The organism is Bifidobacterium mongoliense DSM 21395 (assembly GCF_000741285.1).
Lineage (GTDB): Bacteria > Actinomycetota > Actinomycetes > Actinomycetales > Bifidobacteriaceae > Bifidobacterium > Bifidobacterium mongoliense.
Genome location: NZ_JGZE01000018.1, coordinates 43,266 through 58,672, shown reverse-complemented (window position 1 = coordinate 58,672; position 15,407 = coordinate 43,266). Strand labels below are relative to the sequence as shown.

Annotated in this window: 14 protein-coding genes, 2 tRNA genes, 2 pseudogenes and 1 riboswitch; of the genes and pseudogenes, 8 read left to right on the top strand and 10 right to left on the bottom strand. The window is 59.9% G+C overall.

Annotated elements, in window-relative coordinates; all coding sequences use genetic code 11:
- Positions 1 to 6: 6 nt before the first annotated feature.
- The 3 genes and pseudogenes from BMON_RS07150 to BMON_RS07140 form a co-directional block, all read right to left on the bottom strand.
- A complete protein-coding gene (locus tag BMON_RS07150; RefSeq protein WP_033511859.1) occupies positions 7 to 636 on the bottom strand; it encodes an ECF transporter S component in 630 nt (209 codons plus the stop codon).
- A gap of 39 nt (positions 637 to 675) precedes the next feature.
- Positions 676 to 778: riboswitch (TPP riboswitch) on the bottom strand.
- Positions 779 to 817: 39 nt separating this feature from the next.
- Positions 818 to 1,618: a transglutaminase family protein gene (locus tag BMON_RS07145; protein ID WP_033511662.1), complete on the bottom strand. Its 801-nt coding sequence runs from the start codon at positions 1,616 to 1,618 to the stop codon at positions 818 to 820.
- A gap of 178 nt (positions 1,619 to 1,796) precedes the next feature.
- A pseudogene (locus BMON_RS07140) lies at positions 1,797 to 3,974 on the bottom strand (circularly permuted type 2 ATP-grasp protein).
- Between the two features lie 414 nt (positions 3,975 to 4,388).
- On the opposite strand from BMON_RS07140, the gene galE reads away from it, so the two are divergent.
- The 6 genes from galE to BMON_RS07110 all read left to right on the top strand — a co-directional run bounded on the left by galE (position 4,389) and on the right by BMON_RS07110 (position 9,355).
- Complete coding sequence (galE, locus tag BMON_RS07135) at positions 4,389 to 5,399, top strand: UDP-glucose 4-epimerase GalE (protein ID WP_033511660.1); 1,011 nt, start codon at positions 4,389 to 4,391, stop codon at positions 5,397 to 5,399.
- 272 nt (positions 5,400 to 5,671) lie between these two features.
- A complete protein-coding gene (locus BMON_RS07130) occupies positions 5,672 to 6,364 on the top strand; it encodes a DUF4190 domain-containing protein (RefSeq protein ID WP_237745372.1) in 693 nt (230 codons plus the stop codon).
- Positions 6,365 to 6,543: 179 nt separating this feature from the next.
- A tRNA-Asp gene (locus BMON_RS07125) sits at positions 6,544 to 6,617 on the top strand.
- Positions 6,618 to 6,660: 43 nt separating this feature from the next.
- A tRNA-Phe gene (locus BMON_RS07120) sits at positions 6,661 to 6,736 on the top strand.
- Positions 6,737 to 7,034: 298 nt separating this feature from the next.
- Positions 7,035 to 8,171 carry a tyrosine-type recombinase/integrase gene (locus BMON_RS07115; RefSeq protein ID WP_162176698.1) on the top strand — a complete coding sequence of 379 codons (1,137 nt, stop codon included), beginning with the start codon at positions 7,035 to 7,037 and terminating at the stop codon, positions 8,169 to 8,171.
- Between the two features lie 155 nt (positions 8,172 to 8,326).
- Complete coding sequence (locus tag BMON_RS07110; protein WP_033511658.1) at positions 8,327 to 9,355, top strand: calcium/sodium antiporter; 1,029 nt, start codon at positions 8,327 to 8,329, stop codon at positions 9,353 to 9,355.
- Positions 9,356 to 9,507: 152 nt separating this feature from the next.
- On the opposite strand, the pseudogene BMON_RS09320 reads toward BMON_RS07110, so the two are convergent.
- Together BMON_RS09320 and BMON_RS07100 are read right to left on the bottom strand one after the other, a co-directional pair.
- Positions 9,508 to 9,953: pseudogene (locus tag BMON_RS09320) on the bottom strand (arsenate-mycothiol transferase ArsC).
- A gap of 167 nt (positions 9,954 to 10,120) precedes the next feature.
- A complete protein-coding gene (locus BMON_RS07100; protein ID WP_033511656.1) occupies positions 10,121 to 10,348 on the bottom strand; it encodes a hypothetical protein in 228 nt (75 codons plus the stop codon).
- A gap of 23 nt (positions 10,349 to 10,371) precedes the next feature.
- On the opposite strand from BMON_RS07100, the gene BMON_RS10535 reads away from it, so the two are divergent.
- Positions 10,372 to 10,503, top strand: a complete 132-nt coding sequence (locus BMON_RS10535) for a hypothetical protein (protein WP_272944910.1) — start codon at positions 10,372 to 10,374, stop codon at positions 10,501 to 10,503.
- Positions 10,504 to 10,529: 26 nt separating this feature from the next.
- The gene (locus BMON_RS07095) at positions 10,530 to 10,730 is read left to right on the top strand and encodes a hypothetical protein (RefSeq protein WP_033511654.1); all 201 of its coding nucleotides are present in this window, start codon (positions 10,530 to 10,532) and stop codon (positions 10,728 to 10,730) included.
- 318 nt (positions 10,731 to 11,048) lie between these two features.
- On the opposite strand, the gene BMON_RS07090 is transcribed toward BMON_RS07095, so the two are convergent.
- The 5 genes from BMON_RS07090 to BMON_RS07075 form a co-directional block, all read right to left on the bottom strand.
- A complete protein-coding gene (locus BMON_RS07090) occupies positions 11,049 to 11,741 on the bottom strand; it encodes a zinc-binding dehydrogenase (protein ID WP_237745371.1) in 693 nt (230 codons plus the stop codon).
- Positions 11,654 to 12,046: an alcohol dehydrogenase catalytic domain-containing protein gene (locus tag BMON_RS10445; protein ID WP_237745375.1), complete on the bottom strand. Its 393-nt coding sequence runs from the start codon at positions 12,044 to 12,046 to the stop codon at positions 11,654 to 11,656. Before BMON_RS10445 ends, BMON_RS07090 begins: the two co-directional genes overlap by 88 nt.
- 120 nt (positions 12,047 to 12,166) lie before the next feature.
- A complete protein-coding gene (locus BMON_RS07085) occupies positions 12,167 to 13,753 on the bottom strand; it encodes a hypothetical protein (protein ID WP_033511652.1) in 1,587 nt (528 codons plus the stop codon).
- Positions 13,746 to 14,591 carry an ATP-binding cassette domain-containing protein gene (locus BMON_RS07080; RefSeq protein ID WP_081882977.1) on the bottom strand — a complete coding sequence of 282 codons (846 nt, stop codon included), beginning with the start codon at positions 14,589 to 14,591 and terminating at the stop codon, positions 13,746 to 13,748. Before BMON_RS07080 ends, BMON_RS07085 begins: the two co-directional genes overlap by 8 nt.
- A 155-nt stretch (positions 14,592 to 14,746) precedes the next feature.
- The gene (locus tag BMON_RS07075) at positions 14,747 to 15,388 is read right to left on the bottom strand and encodes a TetR/AcrR family transcriptional regulator (RefSeq protein WP_033511649.1); all 642 of its coding nucleotides are present in this window, start codon (positions 15,386 to 15,388) and stop codon (positions 14,747 to 14,749) included.
- Between the last annotated feature and the right edge of the window lie 19 nt (positions 15,389 to 15,407).

The window sequence follows — 15,407 nt, the reverse complement described above, 5'->3', positions numbered from 1 at the left end:
TTCCTTTCAGGCGTTCTGACCGCGCATCGCGCGACCGGCGCCGAAGCGTTCGATGGCGCCGGTGGCCGCTATCGCCCGGCACAGATACCACATGAGCGCACCGGAGAGGATCATGCCGGAGATGATGCTGCAGATGAAGGTGACGACCATGTAGCTCGCCGCGGCGCCCGCGTGGAAGAGCGGCCACGAGATGAGCACACCGCCGAGCCCGGCGAGCGCACCCGACAGCATCGCGGTCCCGATGTTCCACACCCGGTAGGCGAAGAACAGGAAGGCGAGTTCGGCGCCCAGGCCCTGCACGAGACCCGGGATGAGGGTCCCCATGCCGCCCCACTGGCCGCCCATCATGGCCTCGACGAACGCGGCGATGAGCTCGGCAAACAGCGCCGCACCAGGTTTACGCACGATGAGGATGGCGAGGGGCCCCGCGAAGTAATACAGCCCGTCCAGCAGCGAACTCAATCCCGGAACGACCTGGAACACCGAGGCTACGGGCTGGTAGATGAGATCCACGGCCCAGAAGACGACGCCGGATGCGACGGCGATGACCACGGTGACCGTGATGTCGGCAACGCGCCAGCGCAGCGACGGATGCGCGCCGCTGCGGACGGATGTGGTGATGTTTGCTGTGTTCATATGCTTCTCGCTTTCACTCATGGCAAGCGGGGAGCCGTTATCGGGCCATCAAAAACTTCGTTCGCCGGTACTAACCGGATCACGTTCTACGGTCGGGACTATCCCTCTCAGCTCAGTAACCTGAGCTCCCGTGCTTGACGCGCCCCATGCTAGCGAGATGGGTGTACCCGTACCGGCGGCCCTACGACCGATACTCGTGCACCGAAGCGTTCACCCATTGCTGCTGGGTGACGTTCGCACCCGAGAAGATGCCGATGTCGAGCATGCAATCGCGGTAATCGCGCCCGTGCGCGATGGTGATGTAGTCGTCGTTCACCAGCCGGTCGTGCGTCGGATCGAACCCGATCCACCGCCCCTGATCGTAGATCTCGACCCAGGCGTGGGTGGCGCCCTCACCGCCGAGCAGGCCGGCGATGTACCGGCTCGGCAGACCCAGATGCCGGCAGACCGCAAGCATCACGTGCGCGTAGTCCTGGCAGACCCCGCGGCCCTGCCGCAACGCCTGCTCGGCCGTGGTCCGAATCGTGGTGGAGGCCGGCGTGTACATGAACGCCGCGTACACCTCGTGCATCGCCACCTCGGCACGTTCCATCACGCTGAGGGGCCGGCCGGCCGCGGCGATCGTGCCGGCGCAGCGCCGTATCATCGTCTCGACCGTCGGCCCCGGCCGGGTGAGCGCCGAATCGAAACGATACAGGGGTTTGCTCATCTCCGGTTTGATGTTCGCATTGTCGACGAACACGATGCCGGTCACCGAATACTCGAAACTGGTGTGGGGCTGCGGGATGAATCCGGTGATCACGATGGAATCGAAGGCGTCGTGCTGGGTCTCGAATTCGGTTTGAGGGGTCACCTTGAGGTTCACGTCATTGACTTGCTGGCGTGGACCCGTCGCGGGTACGCACCGCAGCTGAAAGCGATGGTCCGAAACCGGGGCGCTGAACCGCAAGGTCATCGCATAGTCGAACACGAGTTTCTTCATCGGCACCCAACCCCCAATCTCCATCACCATGACAGCCGATATCGCGGCGCACACCGGCCGTATCCGGGCCACCACCATCCGTGCGCATGCACACGCACATCACACCCTCCGAAGGGTAGCCCACATTCCCGGTGAATGCACGTCCATGCGGCCCACCAGGGGCTGCAGGCCGAAAGGACTAGTGCTCGGCATCCATGTTCATCGCATTGAGCGCATTATAGGTACTCACGTCAGGATCAGCCACCCTGGATTGCGGATCGATGACGAACTTGGAGATCTCCTCCGTCACCTCACCGTACCCGCGCAACGGCAGTTGCCCGAGCAACCACTGGATCCCCGCGACTATGCCTTGGGGCAGGGGCATGCCGTCGAGCATGCCGAGATAGATCGCGAGTTTTTTCAATGGCGCCGTCATGCGCGAGGCCGGCACGGTGAACCGGGAATACAGGTCGACGCGCTCGAGGTACTTGCCGATGAACAGCATCGCCTTGAGCACGGGGTCCAACGCCGAGTCCTCGACGCCTCCCCAGAGCGAGAGCATATGATCGGTGATGTCGCGCTGGCGATAGATGTTCTCGGACGTGCCGTTGCCGTGGGCCGCGTCGTCGATCGTCGACACCGCCAATTCGACGTATTGCAGCAGCCCGGAACCCAGTTCGGGGCGCAGGACCACCGCGTTGTTGAACGCGCTGTGCACGGCGCTGCGCACCGAATCGGGATTCCCATCGTCGTAGAGGAAGGAATGGATGAAGGTGTCGAAGTCCTGGAAGTCCTCAGGCAGGTCCAGCGCACGGGCGAAGGGCTTGAACGCCTCGACCTGCGTGTCCATCACCAGATCGTAGAACAGCGAGAACTGGCTGATGGTGGTGAAGACGCGCTCCGAGTATCGACCGAGCCAATACAGGTTGTCGGCCTTCGTCGCCGTGACCAACGCGGGCGTGCTCAGCGAGCTCTCGTCGAGCAGATTCACCGCGTCGCGCTCACGCTGTTTCGAATACTCCTCGGATTGCGGCGGGGCGAGCACCCACGTGTCCTTGAAGCCGCCGCCCTGCGAGGAGTTGACGATCATCTGGCCCTGCCTGGCGGAATAGCGCGTGAGGCCCGAATACCACACATGCGTCTTCTGCCCCGTAAGCACGAATGCCCGCAGGTCGGCCTTACGCGGCGTGCGCTGGCCGGTGGCTGGATCCACGATGTCGATGTCCTTGAAGGGGATGACCTCCTGGGCGATGAAACGACGCGGCTCGTCGACGATCCGCTGCGCCATCTCCTCGCGCTCGCGGACGCCGAGACTCGAACCGAAGACCACCCCGTAGCCGCCGGCCTCGGCCACGTCCTTGATCACCAGTTCGCCCAGACGATCGAGTATGACCTTGCGATCCTTCTCGAACATGGGCATATAGGTCGGCGCGTTGTGCAGGATCGGCTCCTCGTGCAGGTAGTACCTGATCATCTCGGGCACGAAGCAGTACATGGCCTTGTCGTCGGCAACCCCGTTTCCGGGGGCGTTCATGATGGCCACGTTGCCGCTGCGGTACGCCGCCAGCACACCGGGTATGCCGATCACCGAATCCGGGTTGAACGCGAACGGATCGAGGAACTCGTCGGCGAGACGACGGTAGATTACGCCCACACGATGGCGCTTGCCCGCATAGTCGACGAAGAAGACGCGGTTGTCGACCACCTCGAGGTCCTCGGGGAATGCGAGCGCGGCACCGGTTTTCTCAGCGAGATAGGAATGCTCGAAGAACGCGGCGTTCTGCCGGCCGGGGGTGAGCACCACGGCGATGCCCTCCGTGGAGACGAAATCCATCGACTTGCGCAGCAGACGCGGGTAGGCGCGGTTGTCCCGGATGCGCACGTCGCGGAACGGGGTCGGAGAGATGCGCCGTTCGATGTCGCGCACGAAGAGCGGATAACTGGCGCCCGAGGGAATGCGCAGGTTGTCCTCGAGCACCCACCACTGCCCGTCCTCCCCCTGCACGAGATCCTCGCCGGCGCTGTGCGCGAACACCCCTCCGGGCGGCAGCACGCCATTGACCTGGGGAAAATAGCCTTTCGAGGTGTAGACGTACTCCTCGGGTATCACGCCGTCCTTGACGATGGCCTTGTCGGAGTACAGATCGCGCAAACATGCGTTCAGCGCGTTGACGCGTTGGGCGAGCCCGCGCTCGAGTGTGGAGAATTCATCGGATTCGATGATCCGGGGTATGGGATCGTAGGGGAAGAGCCGGTCCTAGTAATGGCCATCGGCGCTGATGCCGAACCTCACGCCATTACGGCTCAGCTCACGGTTGATGGACGCGCGATGGCCCACCAACGCATCGGCAAGTTCGCGTGCAACGGACTCCAGCATATCTGCCTCGTTTCTTCGACGAACCATGGGCGTCCGGCCCACCCCGCATGACCACTCATGCGCATGGCCGGTCGACACCCACCGCGACCGGCCCGGTGACTGGCGTTAGTGCTCAAGACTAAACGCGTTCGATTTCCGAGACCCACCGCCCATGTTACGAATACTGCGCACCGGCGTATTGCGCAGTGACATCAGGAGGATGGAAGGTGGAGAAGCCGGACGGTCCGTGGGTACCGTCATGTTCGAATAGGGTGCACGTAATGTGCTGAACGCCATATTCGCTGTGCTTCGACCCGTTCCCGCCACCTCCTTGTCGAGTGTTATACTAGAAATGTTCAAAAGGTAACAAATATGAGCAAAAGATAACAAACAAACGTTCGTTCTCCATCTGCTCACAACAACGAAAGGCCAGATATGACAATTCTCGTCACAGGTGGGTGCGGATACATCGGCGCCCATGTGGTTCACGCTCTCCACAAGGCCGGACAGCGCGTCGTCGTCGTTGACGATCTGAGCTACGGCAAGCCGACACGCATCGAAGGTTCGCGCCTGTATGGCATGGACATCGCGGCCACCGGAGCCGGCGAACGCCTCGGCGAGATCATGACCGCCGAGGACGTGGATGCGGTCATCCACTTCGCGGCCCGCAAGCAGGTCGGCGAGTCCGTGGCCAAGCCGCTGTGGTACTACCAGCAGAACCTCAACGGCATGCTCAACGTGCTCACCGGCATGACCAAGTCGCACGCGAAGAAGCTCGTCTTCTCCTCCTCCGCCGCCACCTACGGCGTACCGCCGGTCGACGTGGTGCCCGAGGACGTCGTGCCCATGGTCCCGATCAACCCCTACGGCCAGACCAAGCTCTTCGGTGAGTGGATGGCCCGTGCCTGCGAGGAGCCCTTCGGCATCAGGTTCTGCGCGCTGCGCTACTTCAACGTGGCCGGCTGCGGCCCCGTCGAACTTGAGGATCCCGCCATCCTCAACCTCATCCCCATGCTCTTCGACCGCCTCAAGCAGGGCAAGGCGCCGGCCATCTTCGGCGACGACTACCCCACTCCGGACGGCACCTGCGTGCGCGACTACATCCACGTCTCCGATCTGGCCGACGCGCATATCGCCGCGCTGCACTATCTGGACCGTGACGAGCGCAAGTACGACGCCTTCAACGTCGGCACCGGCGAGGGCACTTCGGTGCGTCAGATCGTCGACGAGGTCAAGAAGGTCACGGGGCTGCCGTTCCGCGAGGCCGTGATGGCCCGTCGCGCCGGCGATCCGCCGCACCTCATCGGCTCCCCCAAGCGCATCAACGAGGAGATGGGCTGGCACGCCAAGTACGGCGTGGAAGACATCGTGCGCTCCGCTTGGGACGCGTGGCAGGCCAACCCCGACCACCACATCGACGTCGCGAACTGGAAGCAGAACGCCTGACGCCTGAGGCCGATGATCGGTGATCGGTGATCAATCTATGACCGGCCGCCATCACACCGACGTCCGCAGCGTCGACACATGAGTGGCGCACCCCATGACGGGGTGCGCCACTTGTCATATGGAGCCGCCCGTGACCTCGAAGCGATGTGACCACACACCACGCTTCCTTATCGCGAACAGCGAGGCCGAACCATAGACCGCACACCTTGGCGGTGCGATTCCCGGGCGTAAAACCATGACCGCCCGGAACAATCTCGCGTAGACTGGTCCGTATGAACGAACAGCACGGCAATCCCATGGACCAGCAGCCCTTTGACAATAATCCGAACGCCTCTGGCGCCGGCTCCAACGCCTCGGACAATCAGACACCCGCGAACCAGGGGTCCCCCGCATACAGGCAGACCGGCGCGAGTCATCCGTATGCCGACAGCCAGCAGCAGTACGCACAGCCCCAAGGCCGGCAGTACGCACAGGGCGGCCAACCCTACCCGCAAGGGCAGCAGTATGCGCAACCGCAGGGCCAGCCCTACCCGCAGGGCCAGTACGCACCCTACGGCGGCCAGGTTCCCCCGCAGGGCCTGTATTACCCACCGAGCGTCAACGCCCAATGGAACGTGATGTGCATCGTCGGCTTCATCCTGGCTTTCCTCCTCCCGCCCGTGGGACTGATTCTGTCGATCATCGCCCTCGTCCAGATCAATCGGACACGTGAGAAGAACAAGGGCATGGCCATCGCCGGCATCATCATCGGTGCCTTCGAGACGTTGCTCTACGTCATTATCTTCATCTTCGTGGCATGGGGCATCGGCATGGCCATCGACAACAGCGACCAGTGGAGCAGCGACCTCAATTCGGCCTGCACCTCCGGCGATTGCTCATGGAGCAGCGATTCAAAAACGGCCGGTCTGCCCCAGTCGTCCGACCATCTCGGGACGCAAATCGCCGCACTTATGGCGCAGCGCTGACAGTCCTTTGCAACTCCCCAATATGAAGAGGCCCACGGATCCTTCAAGGCCCGTGGGCCTCTTCATATTGGCTCCGCTACCGTCTCGTGCCCTCCGCGCCACGCGAGCGACACGCAGGGGTTGCGCAGAGCCGGCATATGAGTAATATAACTACTCGGCTGCTTTAAACGAGCGGCCATGGCCCCGTAGCTCAGCTGGTTAGAGCGCCGCCCTGTCACGGCGGAGGTCACCGGTTCAAGTCCGGCCGGGGTCGCTTGGATAATGAAACCCGGCATATCCGGGTTTTATTCATTCATGGCTCTGTAGCTCAGTTGGTAGAGCGAACGACTGAAAATCGTTAGGTCAGCGGATCGATACCGCTCGGAGCCACCACGAAACGGCGGAATATCAACGATATACGCCATACGGAGACCGCACGGATGCTGTACAATTGTCTTATGGATGTTGCACAATGTTGCACAATCGCATGGAGACAATCATGGCCAGGGAAAATCGCTCCGGAATAATCCGTCCTATCAAGACCGAGGTCAAACACACCCTCAAAAACGGCAGTGTAAAAACATACACAAGATACCGCGCCAAGATCGGCGAACATTGGGTATCCGGGAAAACCTACAAACAATGCGACGAAAAAATCAGAAAAGCCCTACGCGACAAGAATGAGTGGGGCATGGCAGTCAGCAAAACCGTCCGCCTTGGCCCATACGCGGAAGATTGGCTCGCCATCAACAAAGCCAACTGCGACCCCAGCACCTACCGAGGCTACATGACATGCGTCCGCCGACACCTCAAACCATACGCAAACAAACCGGTTAATGACTTCACACCAACAATATGCCGTCGCATCCTCAACCAGATGCAATCATACAATCAAAAAGGCGAGCCGACCGGCCCTGCCTCCATATCATTGCGCCGCACACTGCACACGACGCTCAACCAGATATTCAAGAATGCGCTCGCCGACCGGATCATACCGTCGAACCCGATGGTCGCCGTCGAACGACCAAGCCCGAAGGACAATGAGATTGGCGTGAGCGACGAGCGTGGAGCGTTCACCGTGGAGCAGATGCAGTCAATGCTATCAACAGCAGCGGCTATGGGTCCCGCAATCGGCGCGATATGGTGGTGGCGTCTGCTCACCGGGATGCGCCAGGGGGAGATACTCGGCGCTAGTCTCGAGGATCTCAGTTTCGGTGTCTCCGACGGTGATGTGCCCTACGGGCAGTATGCCGTAAATTGGAAACTCGAGCAGATCATGCGGGAACACGGCTGCGGCGACCCCATCAAAGGCGTTTACCCGTGCAGAAAGAAGCGTCCGTCGTTCTGCACAAACCCGCAGTGGCGGGTGCCGGTCGGTTATGATATCACTCTCCTATGGGGTCGCTGGTGTCTCACGCGACCGAAAAGCAAGACTGGGAGGATTGTTCCCATCATCCCCATGCTCGCGCAGGTCATGCAAACATATCTCAAAGCCACATCATCACAGCCCAACCCCTACGGGCTCGTATTCCACCGGACCGATGGCAGGCCGATAGAACCCGACGACGATGAGCAGGCGTTCCGTGATCTCATGGATCAGGCAGGTATTGACGACACGCAGGTCCGGTTCGGTCATGGGACTCGGCATAGCACGGTGACCCTGTTGTCCAGCATGGGTGTCGATGTTGGGTTGATCATGCAGATCGTCGGGCATAGCAGCATAGCCATGGTGGAACATTATCGTCATGCCGACATCACGGAGCGCCTCAACGCCATGGAAACCCTCGACTCGTCGTTGAACCTCGCGCAGATCGAATGGAAGAAGTAGAGAATTGTATCTGGTGTTTTGTGACGGTGTCGAATCCCTGTGGTGGAATATTGGCATTCATCATGTTGTAGAGGTTGGGCTTTCATAAGCTTCAAGGAAATCATTCTCCGAGGGCGCGGAGGACGGTGCCGCGCACCGAAGGAAGGTCTCCTTTGATGGAAAGTTTTATATCTAGCCAGTCGAGTTTCCTCGTCGTGATTGTTCTACTGCTGGCATTGGCCTTGGTCGTGTTCAGCGCCGACAAGTTGATCGACGGGGCTGTGATCGTGTCAACAGAGTTGGGCATTCCAAGAATAGTCGTCGGTGCGACCGTCATCTCCCTGGGTACGACTTTGCCCGAACTGGCAACCTCGATCGTAGCTGTCGCTCAGGGGTCCTCGGATCTGGCCGTCGGCAACGCCACCGGTTCGGTCATTACAAATACCACCGTCGTTCTAGGAGCAGGTGCTTTGTTCGGTTCGATACCAGTTCTGCGGGAAACAGCATCCAAACTTCGTGTATTCACCATTGTCATGATTCTGCTGATCGGTCTGTGCCTGCTTGACAACGGTATATCGAGCTTCTCCATAGGAGGTTTGCTGCCACAGTGGGCCGGAATACTGCTGCTGGCAGTTGTGCCTGTATACCTCTTCATGATGTTCAAGGGCTCATCGCGACTCAAGACGCCCCACAGTTCCTCAAGCGACGATGGTGCGGGCACCGATGATGGCCGCAGCAAGAGCATACGCATGATCGCGGTGAACTTATGCGTGATCATCGTTTTCGCATCACTGCTGGCTTTTGGTTCCGATGCCGTCGTGTCCAGCGCATCGACCCTAGCCGCAAGGGCCGGGCTCTCCGAGGTACTCATCGCCTCAACAATCATTGCCTTGGGGACGAGTCTTCCCGAACTCGTGACGACCATCAATGCCGCCAGGAAAGGCCGTGGCGATCTCGCCGTCGGCAACGTTCTGGGAGCAAACACACTCAACATGACCCTGGTCCTTGGGTATTCCGCGACTTTCAACCAGGGTGGCGTTGGCATCGCACGCGATATCTTCACCACACACTTTCCCGTCATGGTCGCGACCGTCGCGATCTTCAGTTATTTCGTTTACAACACCAAGAAACACAGCATCTCACGTATCGAGGGGATGGGACTGGTCATCCTGTATGTTGTCTATCTGACTTCACTTATTATCTGAGAGAAGCACATGGGCCAGGAAAACCTAAAGCGTCGAGTATCGTGTCTTTGCGTTTCTCGAGGAGTGTGCGGGTGCGCTGGTTGCGTTCCTTGTCGGTGTTGCCATGCTGTTCGGCCTGCACTTTTGGTCGAGTGGTCACGTCGTCGTAATCGTCATAGTGGAGATGCTCTCCGGAATATCTCACATCGGCAGCCTAACTCGATGATCAGGACCTTGACTTTGCTCCGAATCAGTTCGATGACCTCATCATATGCTTCATCGCTGCCGCCCATCGGATCAGGTATATCCCACTTGACAAGCAGCGCACCTGGTACGTATGGGCAGGCCACGCCACACCCCATGGTGACCAGCACATCGATTCCGCCCACCTCATCCAAACGTTTGGGATGCTTGCCGGACAGGTCGATGCCGTGATTCGACCTCATGATTCTTACGGCACCAGGATCGACCATCTCATCAGGATGGGTTCCCGCTGAGACAGCACGGATGCCTCTGAGGCATACTTGTTGGCCCACGCTTCAGCTATCTGGCTGCGACATGCGTTGTGTGTGCACACGAACGCCACAACGGTCGGATCCTGCTGCTGTTCATTGCTCATATCCAACAGGATACGAAACCGCGTGAGTTAACACCACGAGCAGAACGCAGAAAAGGCCCCGCCCTCGGCGTGATGCCGGTAGCGGGGCTTAAGGGTAAATATGTACGAATTCGTACAAATTTAATGATTAGGATTTGGGGGCTGGCTGTGTGGCGTCAAGACTCTTATCATCGGCCGAGGTATTTCCACCCGAACGCGGCGGATACCATGGCACCAGCGGAGCCAAGCCCGCCGATCAGCGCGGGAATCCACGCGGGAGCGCTCACCACAGCCACCACGGGAGCCGCGACAATGGTTACCACGCCAACGGCGAAAGTGGCCATGTAGATGATTTTTCGTTGTGCCGGCGTGAATTGTGTAGCCTCATCAGGCGTTTGGGTGTTTTTGTCTTCCATGGCGTCCCCTATATGTTGATTACTTGACCGACGTAAATGCGAATTGGGTCACTGATGCCATTTTTATCGGCGAGAACGCAGGATACGTGCTCATGATCGGCGACGACGAGGAGAACAAGGAAGTGCTCGAAAGCGCTAAGGAAATCATCCAATAATCAGAACCATCGAGAATCGAGGAATCATGAAGTTCGGTATGCGCACGCCGAGTCTGAAACGCTCGTTGAAGGCTCGCACCACGTCGAAGTGGAAACGCCAGGCGAAGAAGGCCATCATCCCCGGATACGGGAGGAAAGGCATGGGCTGGGTGAAGAACCCACGCAAAGCCGCGTACAACAAGATCTACAGGAAGACAACGTTCAGCTTCTGGGACCTGTTCAAATAGATTAAGGCCTCGCTTCGGCGGGGCTTTTCCATGCCGCGAAAGTTTGTTGCACAATGTTGCACAATATGGTTTTTCCACTGAATCACATGCGTGTGGTTTGGGGCATTCGAGGCGTTGCGCGAGTAAGCGCACGAGGTCGCGCGCTACCACTTTCGGCGGTGATCCGCGCTAGCATCTGAAAATCGTTAGGTCAGCGGATCGATGCCGATCGGAGCCACCACTTTCAACCCTCACCCATCGGAAACACTGGCGTGAGGGTTGTCCTATATCCGCGGGTGCCGGGGTTGGCAAGAACGACCCCAGCACATACCCGCACACTCACGGCTGCAGCAGCACCTTGATCGCCCGGCGCTCATCCATGGCCCGATACCCCTCGGCGGCCCGCTCCAACGGCAACGTGAGATCGAAGACCTTGCCGGGATCGATCTCACGCCTCCAGATGCGCTGTATGAGATCGGGCAGGAAACGGCGGACCGGGGCGGGGCCGCCGAACAGATGCACCTCTTTGCCGAACAGCTCGCCGCCCGCAAGGGAGACGCCATGCGAGACACCGACGAAGCCCACATATCCCCCGGAGCGGGCTGCGTGGATCGCCTGCATCATCGATTCCTGCAGGCCGACCGCTTCGACGACGGCGTGCGCCCCATACCCGTTCGTCAGCTCCTTGACCGCCGCCGCACCCGCATCGCCACGTTCCTCGACGATATCCGTCGCCCCGAATTCACGCGCAAGCTTCTGGCGGTCCGGGTGACGGGACATGGCGATGATGCGCGAGGCTCCGAGCTGCTTGGCCGCCAGCACGGCCATCAGGCCGACGGCGCCGTCTCCGACCACGGCGACGGTCTTCCCCGGGCCGGCGTGCGCCGCGACGGCACCGAACCAACCGGTGCCGAGCACATCCGATGCGGTCAGCAACGACGGAATCAACGACGCATCGGGCATGCCGGGGGTCTTGACCAATGTGCCGTCCGCAAGCGGCACACGGGCGTACTCGGCCTGGGCGCCGGACATGAAACCGCCGTTCGCACAGCGGGAGGGTACCCCTCCTCGCAGATCTCGCACGTGCCGTCGGACAGGCAGAACGAGCCGACCACGAAATCGCCGACGGCCACGGTGCGCACCGCCGAACCGACCTCGGTCACCACGCCGACGTATTCATGGCCCATCATCTGATGGCCGACGGGCTGGGCACCTCGATACCCCCACAGATCGGAACCGCAGATGCATGCGGCCGACAGTCTGATGACCGCATCCGTCGGCCGTTGAATCCGAGGCCTGTCCACATCCTCGACCCGCACATCACCGGCGGATTCCATAACCACTGCACGCATGACACACTCCTACCAACTCGACATGGGATAATCGCAAACACACTCACGATAGAACGTGCCGTGCGCCGCATGCCGGTTGCGCTGGAGGAGATATATCGAGTTATGTCACGCCTTGAGGCGGAAGGTACGTGGGGCGAAGCGGAACACGGCCATGCAGGCGACCACGGAGTACAGCACGCAGAACACCAGGCTGCCCCCGGCGAACACCAACAGCGACGGGTTGGTGTAATAGACCGCAAGGAAATAGCACGCCAGGTATGTCAACCCGGTCGTCAGCTGATAGGGGTAGCTTTTCACCACGGCTTCGGAGGTGTAGGGCTGCAGGAGGTAATACAGCGCCAGGTAGTGCACCGAGAAGAAAACGCCGATAAGCAGCATGGCGGCGAAGGCCAGCGGATACTCGTAGGAGGGACGCGCCGCGTTCTCGATGGCCATGAGCGCCACCATCCCCGCACCGAGTATGCCCGCGGGCAGCAGATTGAGCTTCACGATCTCCACCAGCCGCAGCACGAACAGCTCGAGTATCGGCTTGGGTTGCTTATAGAACGGGTACGTGAGGAAGCTATGGTCGCAGTTCGCATACATGGCCTGCGTCATCACCGCACCGCGGTTGACGAAGTACATGGCGAACAGCATCGTCGGCATGAAGCCCACCGGATCGGGCATGGGCACCGGCCTGACCAGATACGCAACAATGGCGACGATAACCACGAAGGCGCATAGGGCCGAATACCGTAACGTGGCACCCCACAGGATCTTGCGGTGCCGTGCGATGAACACCGCGTTGATATAGGCGAGCCCGGTCTTGCCCCGGGACGATGAGGCATCGGTGGCGTCAAGCCGAATCGCCTTGTCCATCTGCTCACGCTGCACGGTGCCTTTCCTGACGCTGTCGAGCACCTCGACGGTCTGCGTGGCCCCTCTCTTGCACAGTTCCGGGTAGTACGCGAACCGCAGGATGGCAGGGGCCACGGCCACTCCCCCGACGATCAGCACCAGCATGACCACGAGAGCCACGCCCCTCGGCAAGGCCCACCCCAGCACGGTCAGACCGATGCCAATAACAGCCAAACCTATGATCAGCGGCCATGTCAGGGCGCCGATCGGCTTACTCGCGTTGAATCCGCCGGTGCGCCGGTAATATGCCATCTGCCCTGCCGTGACCAGGGATTTCACAGCGCTGGGCAGCAGCGCCATGATGAGCGCCGTCCACCACGGCAGGCCGAGCCTCGACCCGAACACCAGCAAAAAAGGCAACAAGCCGACAATCGAGCCACCCACCGCATAGATGAATCCCGAAAGCGCCCTATCTCTGGCGTTCATACGCATGAGCACCAACGCATAGTAATCGTGTCGGTAGAACGAGAACATCCAGGGGTCCAGGCACGCGCCCGCCAACGTCAGGAACAGGTAGGCTGTCAGGAACGAGGTATCAGGGGTGATGTTCAACGCCGAAGCGGGGCCGATGATGACGGCGAACATCAGCCCGACGAAGGCGAGTTTGCCAAAGAAGATGTCCAGCACCTCGCGGATTCCGGCGAGCACGACGGCCAGGGTCTTGATCCAGCGGATGCCGAAGACGTCATGGGGGAAGATCGGCAGCTTCGACACCATCTGTCGGATGCCGAAGAGGATCATGTTGACACGATAGACCGTTTTCAGGCGGAAGGAGATCAGGAACGTCTCACGCATGCTCGCCCCCGCGATCGAAGGTCGAGGCGGGACGGGGAGTCTCAGCGGCGACAGAAGCTTCGGCGACGACATCGGCAGCAACCTCGGCCTCGATGGCGGCATCCGCTGCCGGACCGGCATCCTCATCGCTGTCGAGCGATGCGCCGTGCGACAGCGCCGCGATAATCCGGTTCTTGAAATCTTCATCGTCGAGATTCGACTTCGGCACCTCCTGGAGCCGACCGTCATGGAGCAACACAATCTCGTCGCACAGACCCACGGCCAAGTCCAGCAGATGCGTCGAGAGGATGGTGATCCTGCCCGACTTCATCGACCTCAGCAACTGCTTCATCTCCTCGGCCACGACCACGTCCAGGGAGGTCAACGGCTCATCGAGCAGCAGTACGGCGGGGTTCGCGATGATGTTGACAATCATCTGCATCTTGTTCTTCATGCCCTGTGAATAGTCCTTAAGCAGCCGATCGCGGTCGGCGGGCTCGATCCGCAGATCGTCGAAATACTCGTCGACTTCGCGATGCACAGGCACCCGCTTCGCGTTGATCTCGAGGAAAAACTTCAGGAACTCCCGGGCGGTGAGGAACTCCGGCACCTGCGGTGTGGAGAGCACATAGCGAGATCCTCCGGCAGTATCGGCCCTGCTGCCATCGGGCCGAATCAGGCCGAAATCCCCGCCATCGACGGTGATGTCACGGTTCAACGCATTGAACAACGTGGTCTTGCCGGCGCCGTTGCGGCCGAGCAGACCGTAGATCTTCGAATCATCGAACGTGAAGTCGATATCCTTGAGCACGGGTTTGCCTTCATAGGATTTACTCAGATGGTCGATGAAGAATTGCATGGGTCTCCCCTCAGGTGGCCACCCGATACGGTGACTCCACAGGTCCGACCAAAACCGGGCGGCCCCCTGGGGCACCGATACAGAGCGTCCGCGGTTAGTAAGGCATTACCACTGTATCAGGAGCAACTTGAGGCGAGAGCGCCCTCGTTGTATCGCTATGCCGTGAGTTTGGAACCGGGCAAGACTGAATCGACGATGGTGTCAATCGCATACTCGGTCACTTTCGGTAGATTGATATCCTTGCCATCCAGTAGCCACTGCAACTGCAAACCGTCCATTACCGCCAATATGGACGCACTGGCCATAAGGACCTTGTCCATGTTAATCGTAGCTCGACGCTCCTTCGCCATATCAATCAAAGCTTCGGCAATCTCATCTCTGAGGTTGCCGTATCGCTGTAAAAAGTAGTCATGACCGGGATTACCTTCGGTGATTGATTCAGCAGATAGGGTCACAAAAGTGTACACAATACCCGGACGTTCCTCATTCCGATGCGCAGTTGCTTTGAGATGACGAAACAGATCAGCACCACCTGGCATATGGTGATATTCCAAATCCGCTACCGCGCTTGAGTCACGATATTGAAGGACCGCGAGCAACAGAGCACGCTTAGAACCAAAATGATGCAGAATCCCCGCCCTTGTCATCCCCACCTTGTTGGCGATTTCCTCAAGGGTGCCTTTGGCTGAACCTTTCATTCCGAACACTTCAGAAGCGGCCCTGAGTATTTCACGTCGTTTCAAGACCGTCTCAGGCCTGTGCTTGGTCTGTGCACGGCCCTTGCCAACGTCATCCATCGTTTCTCGACCCCTCACC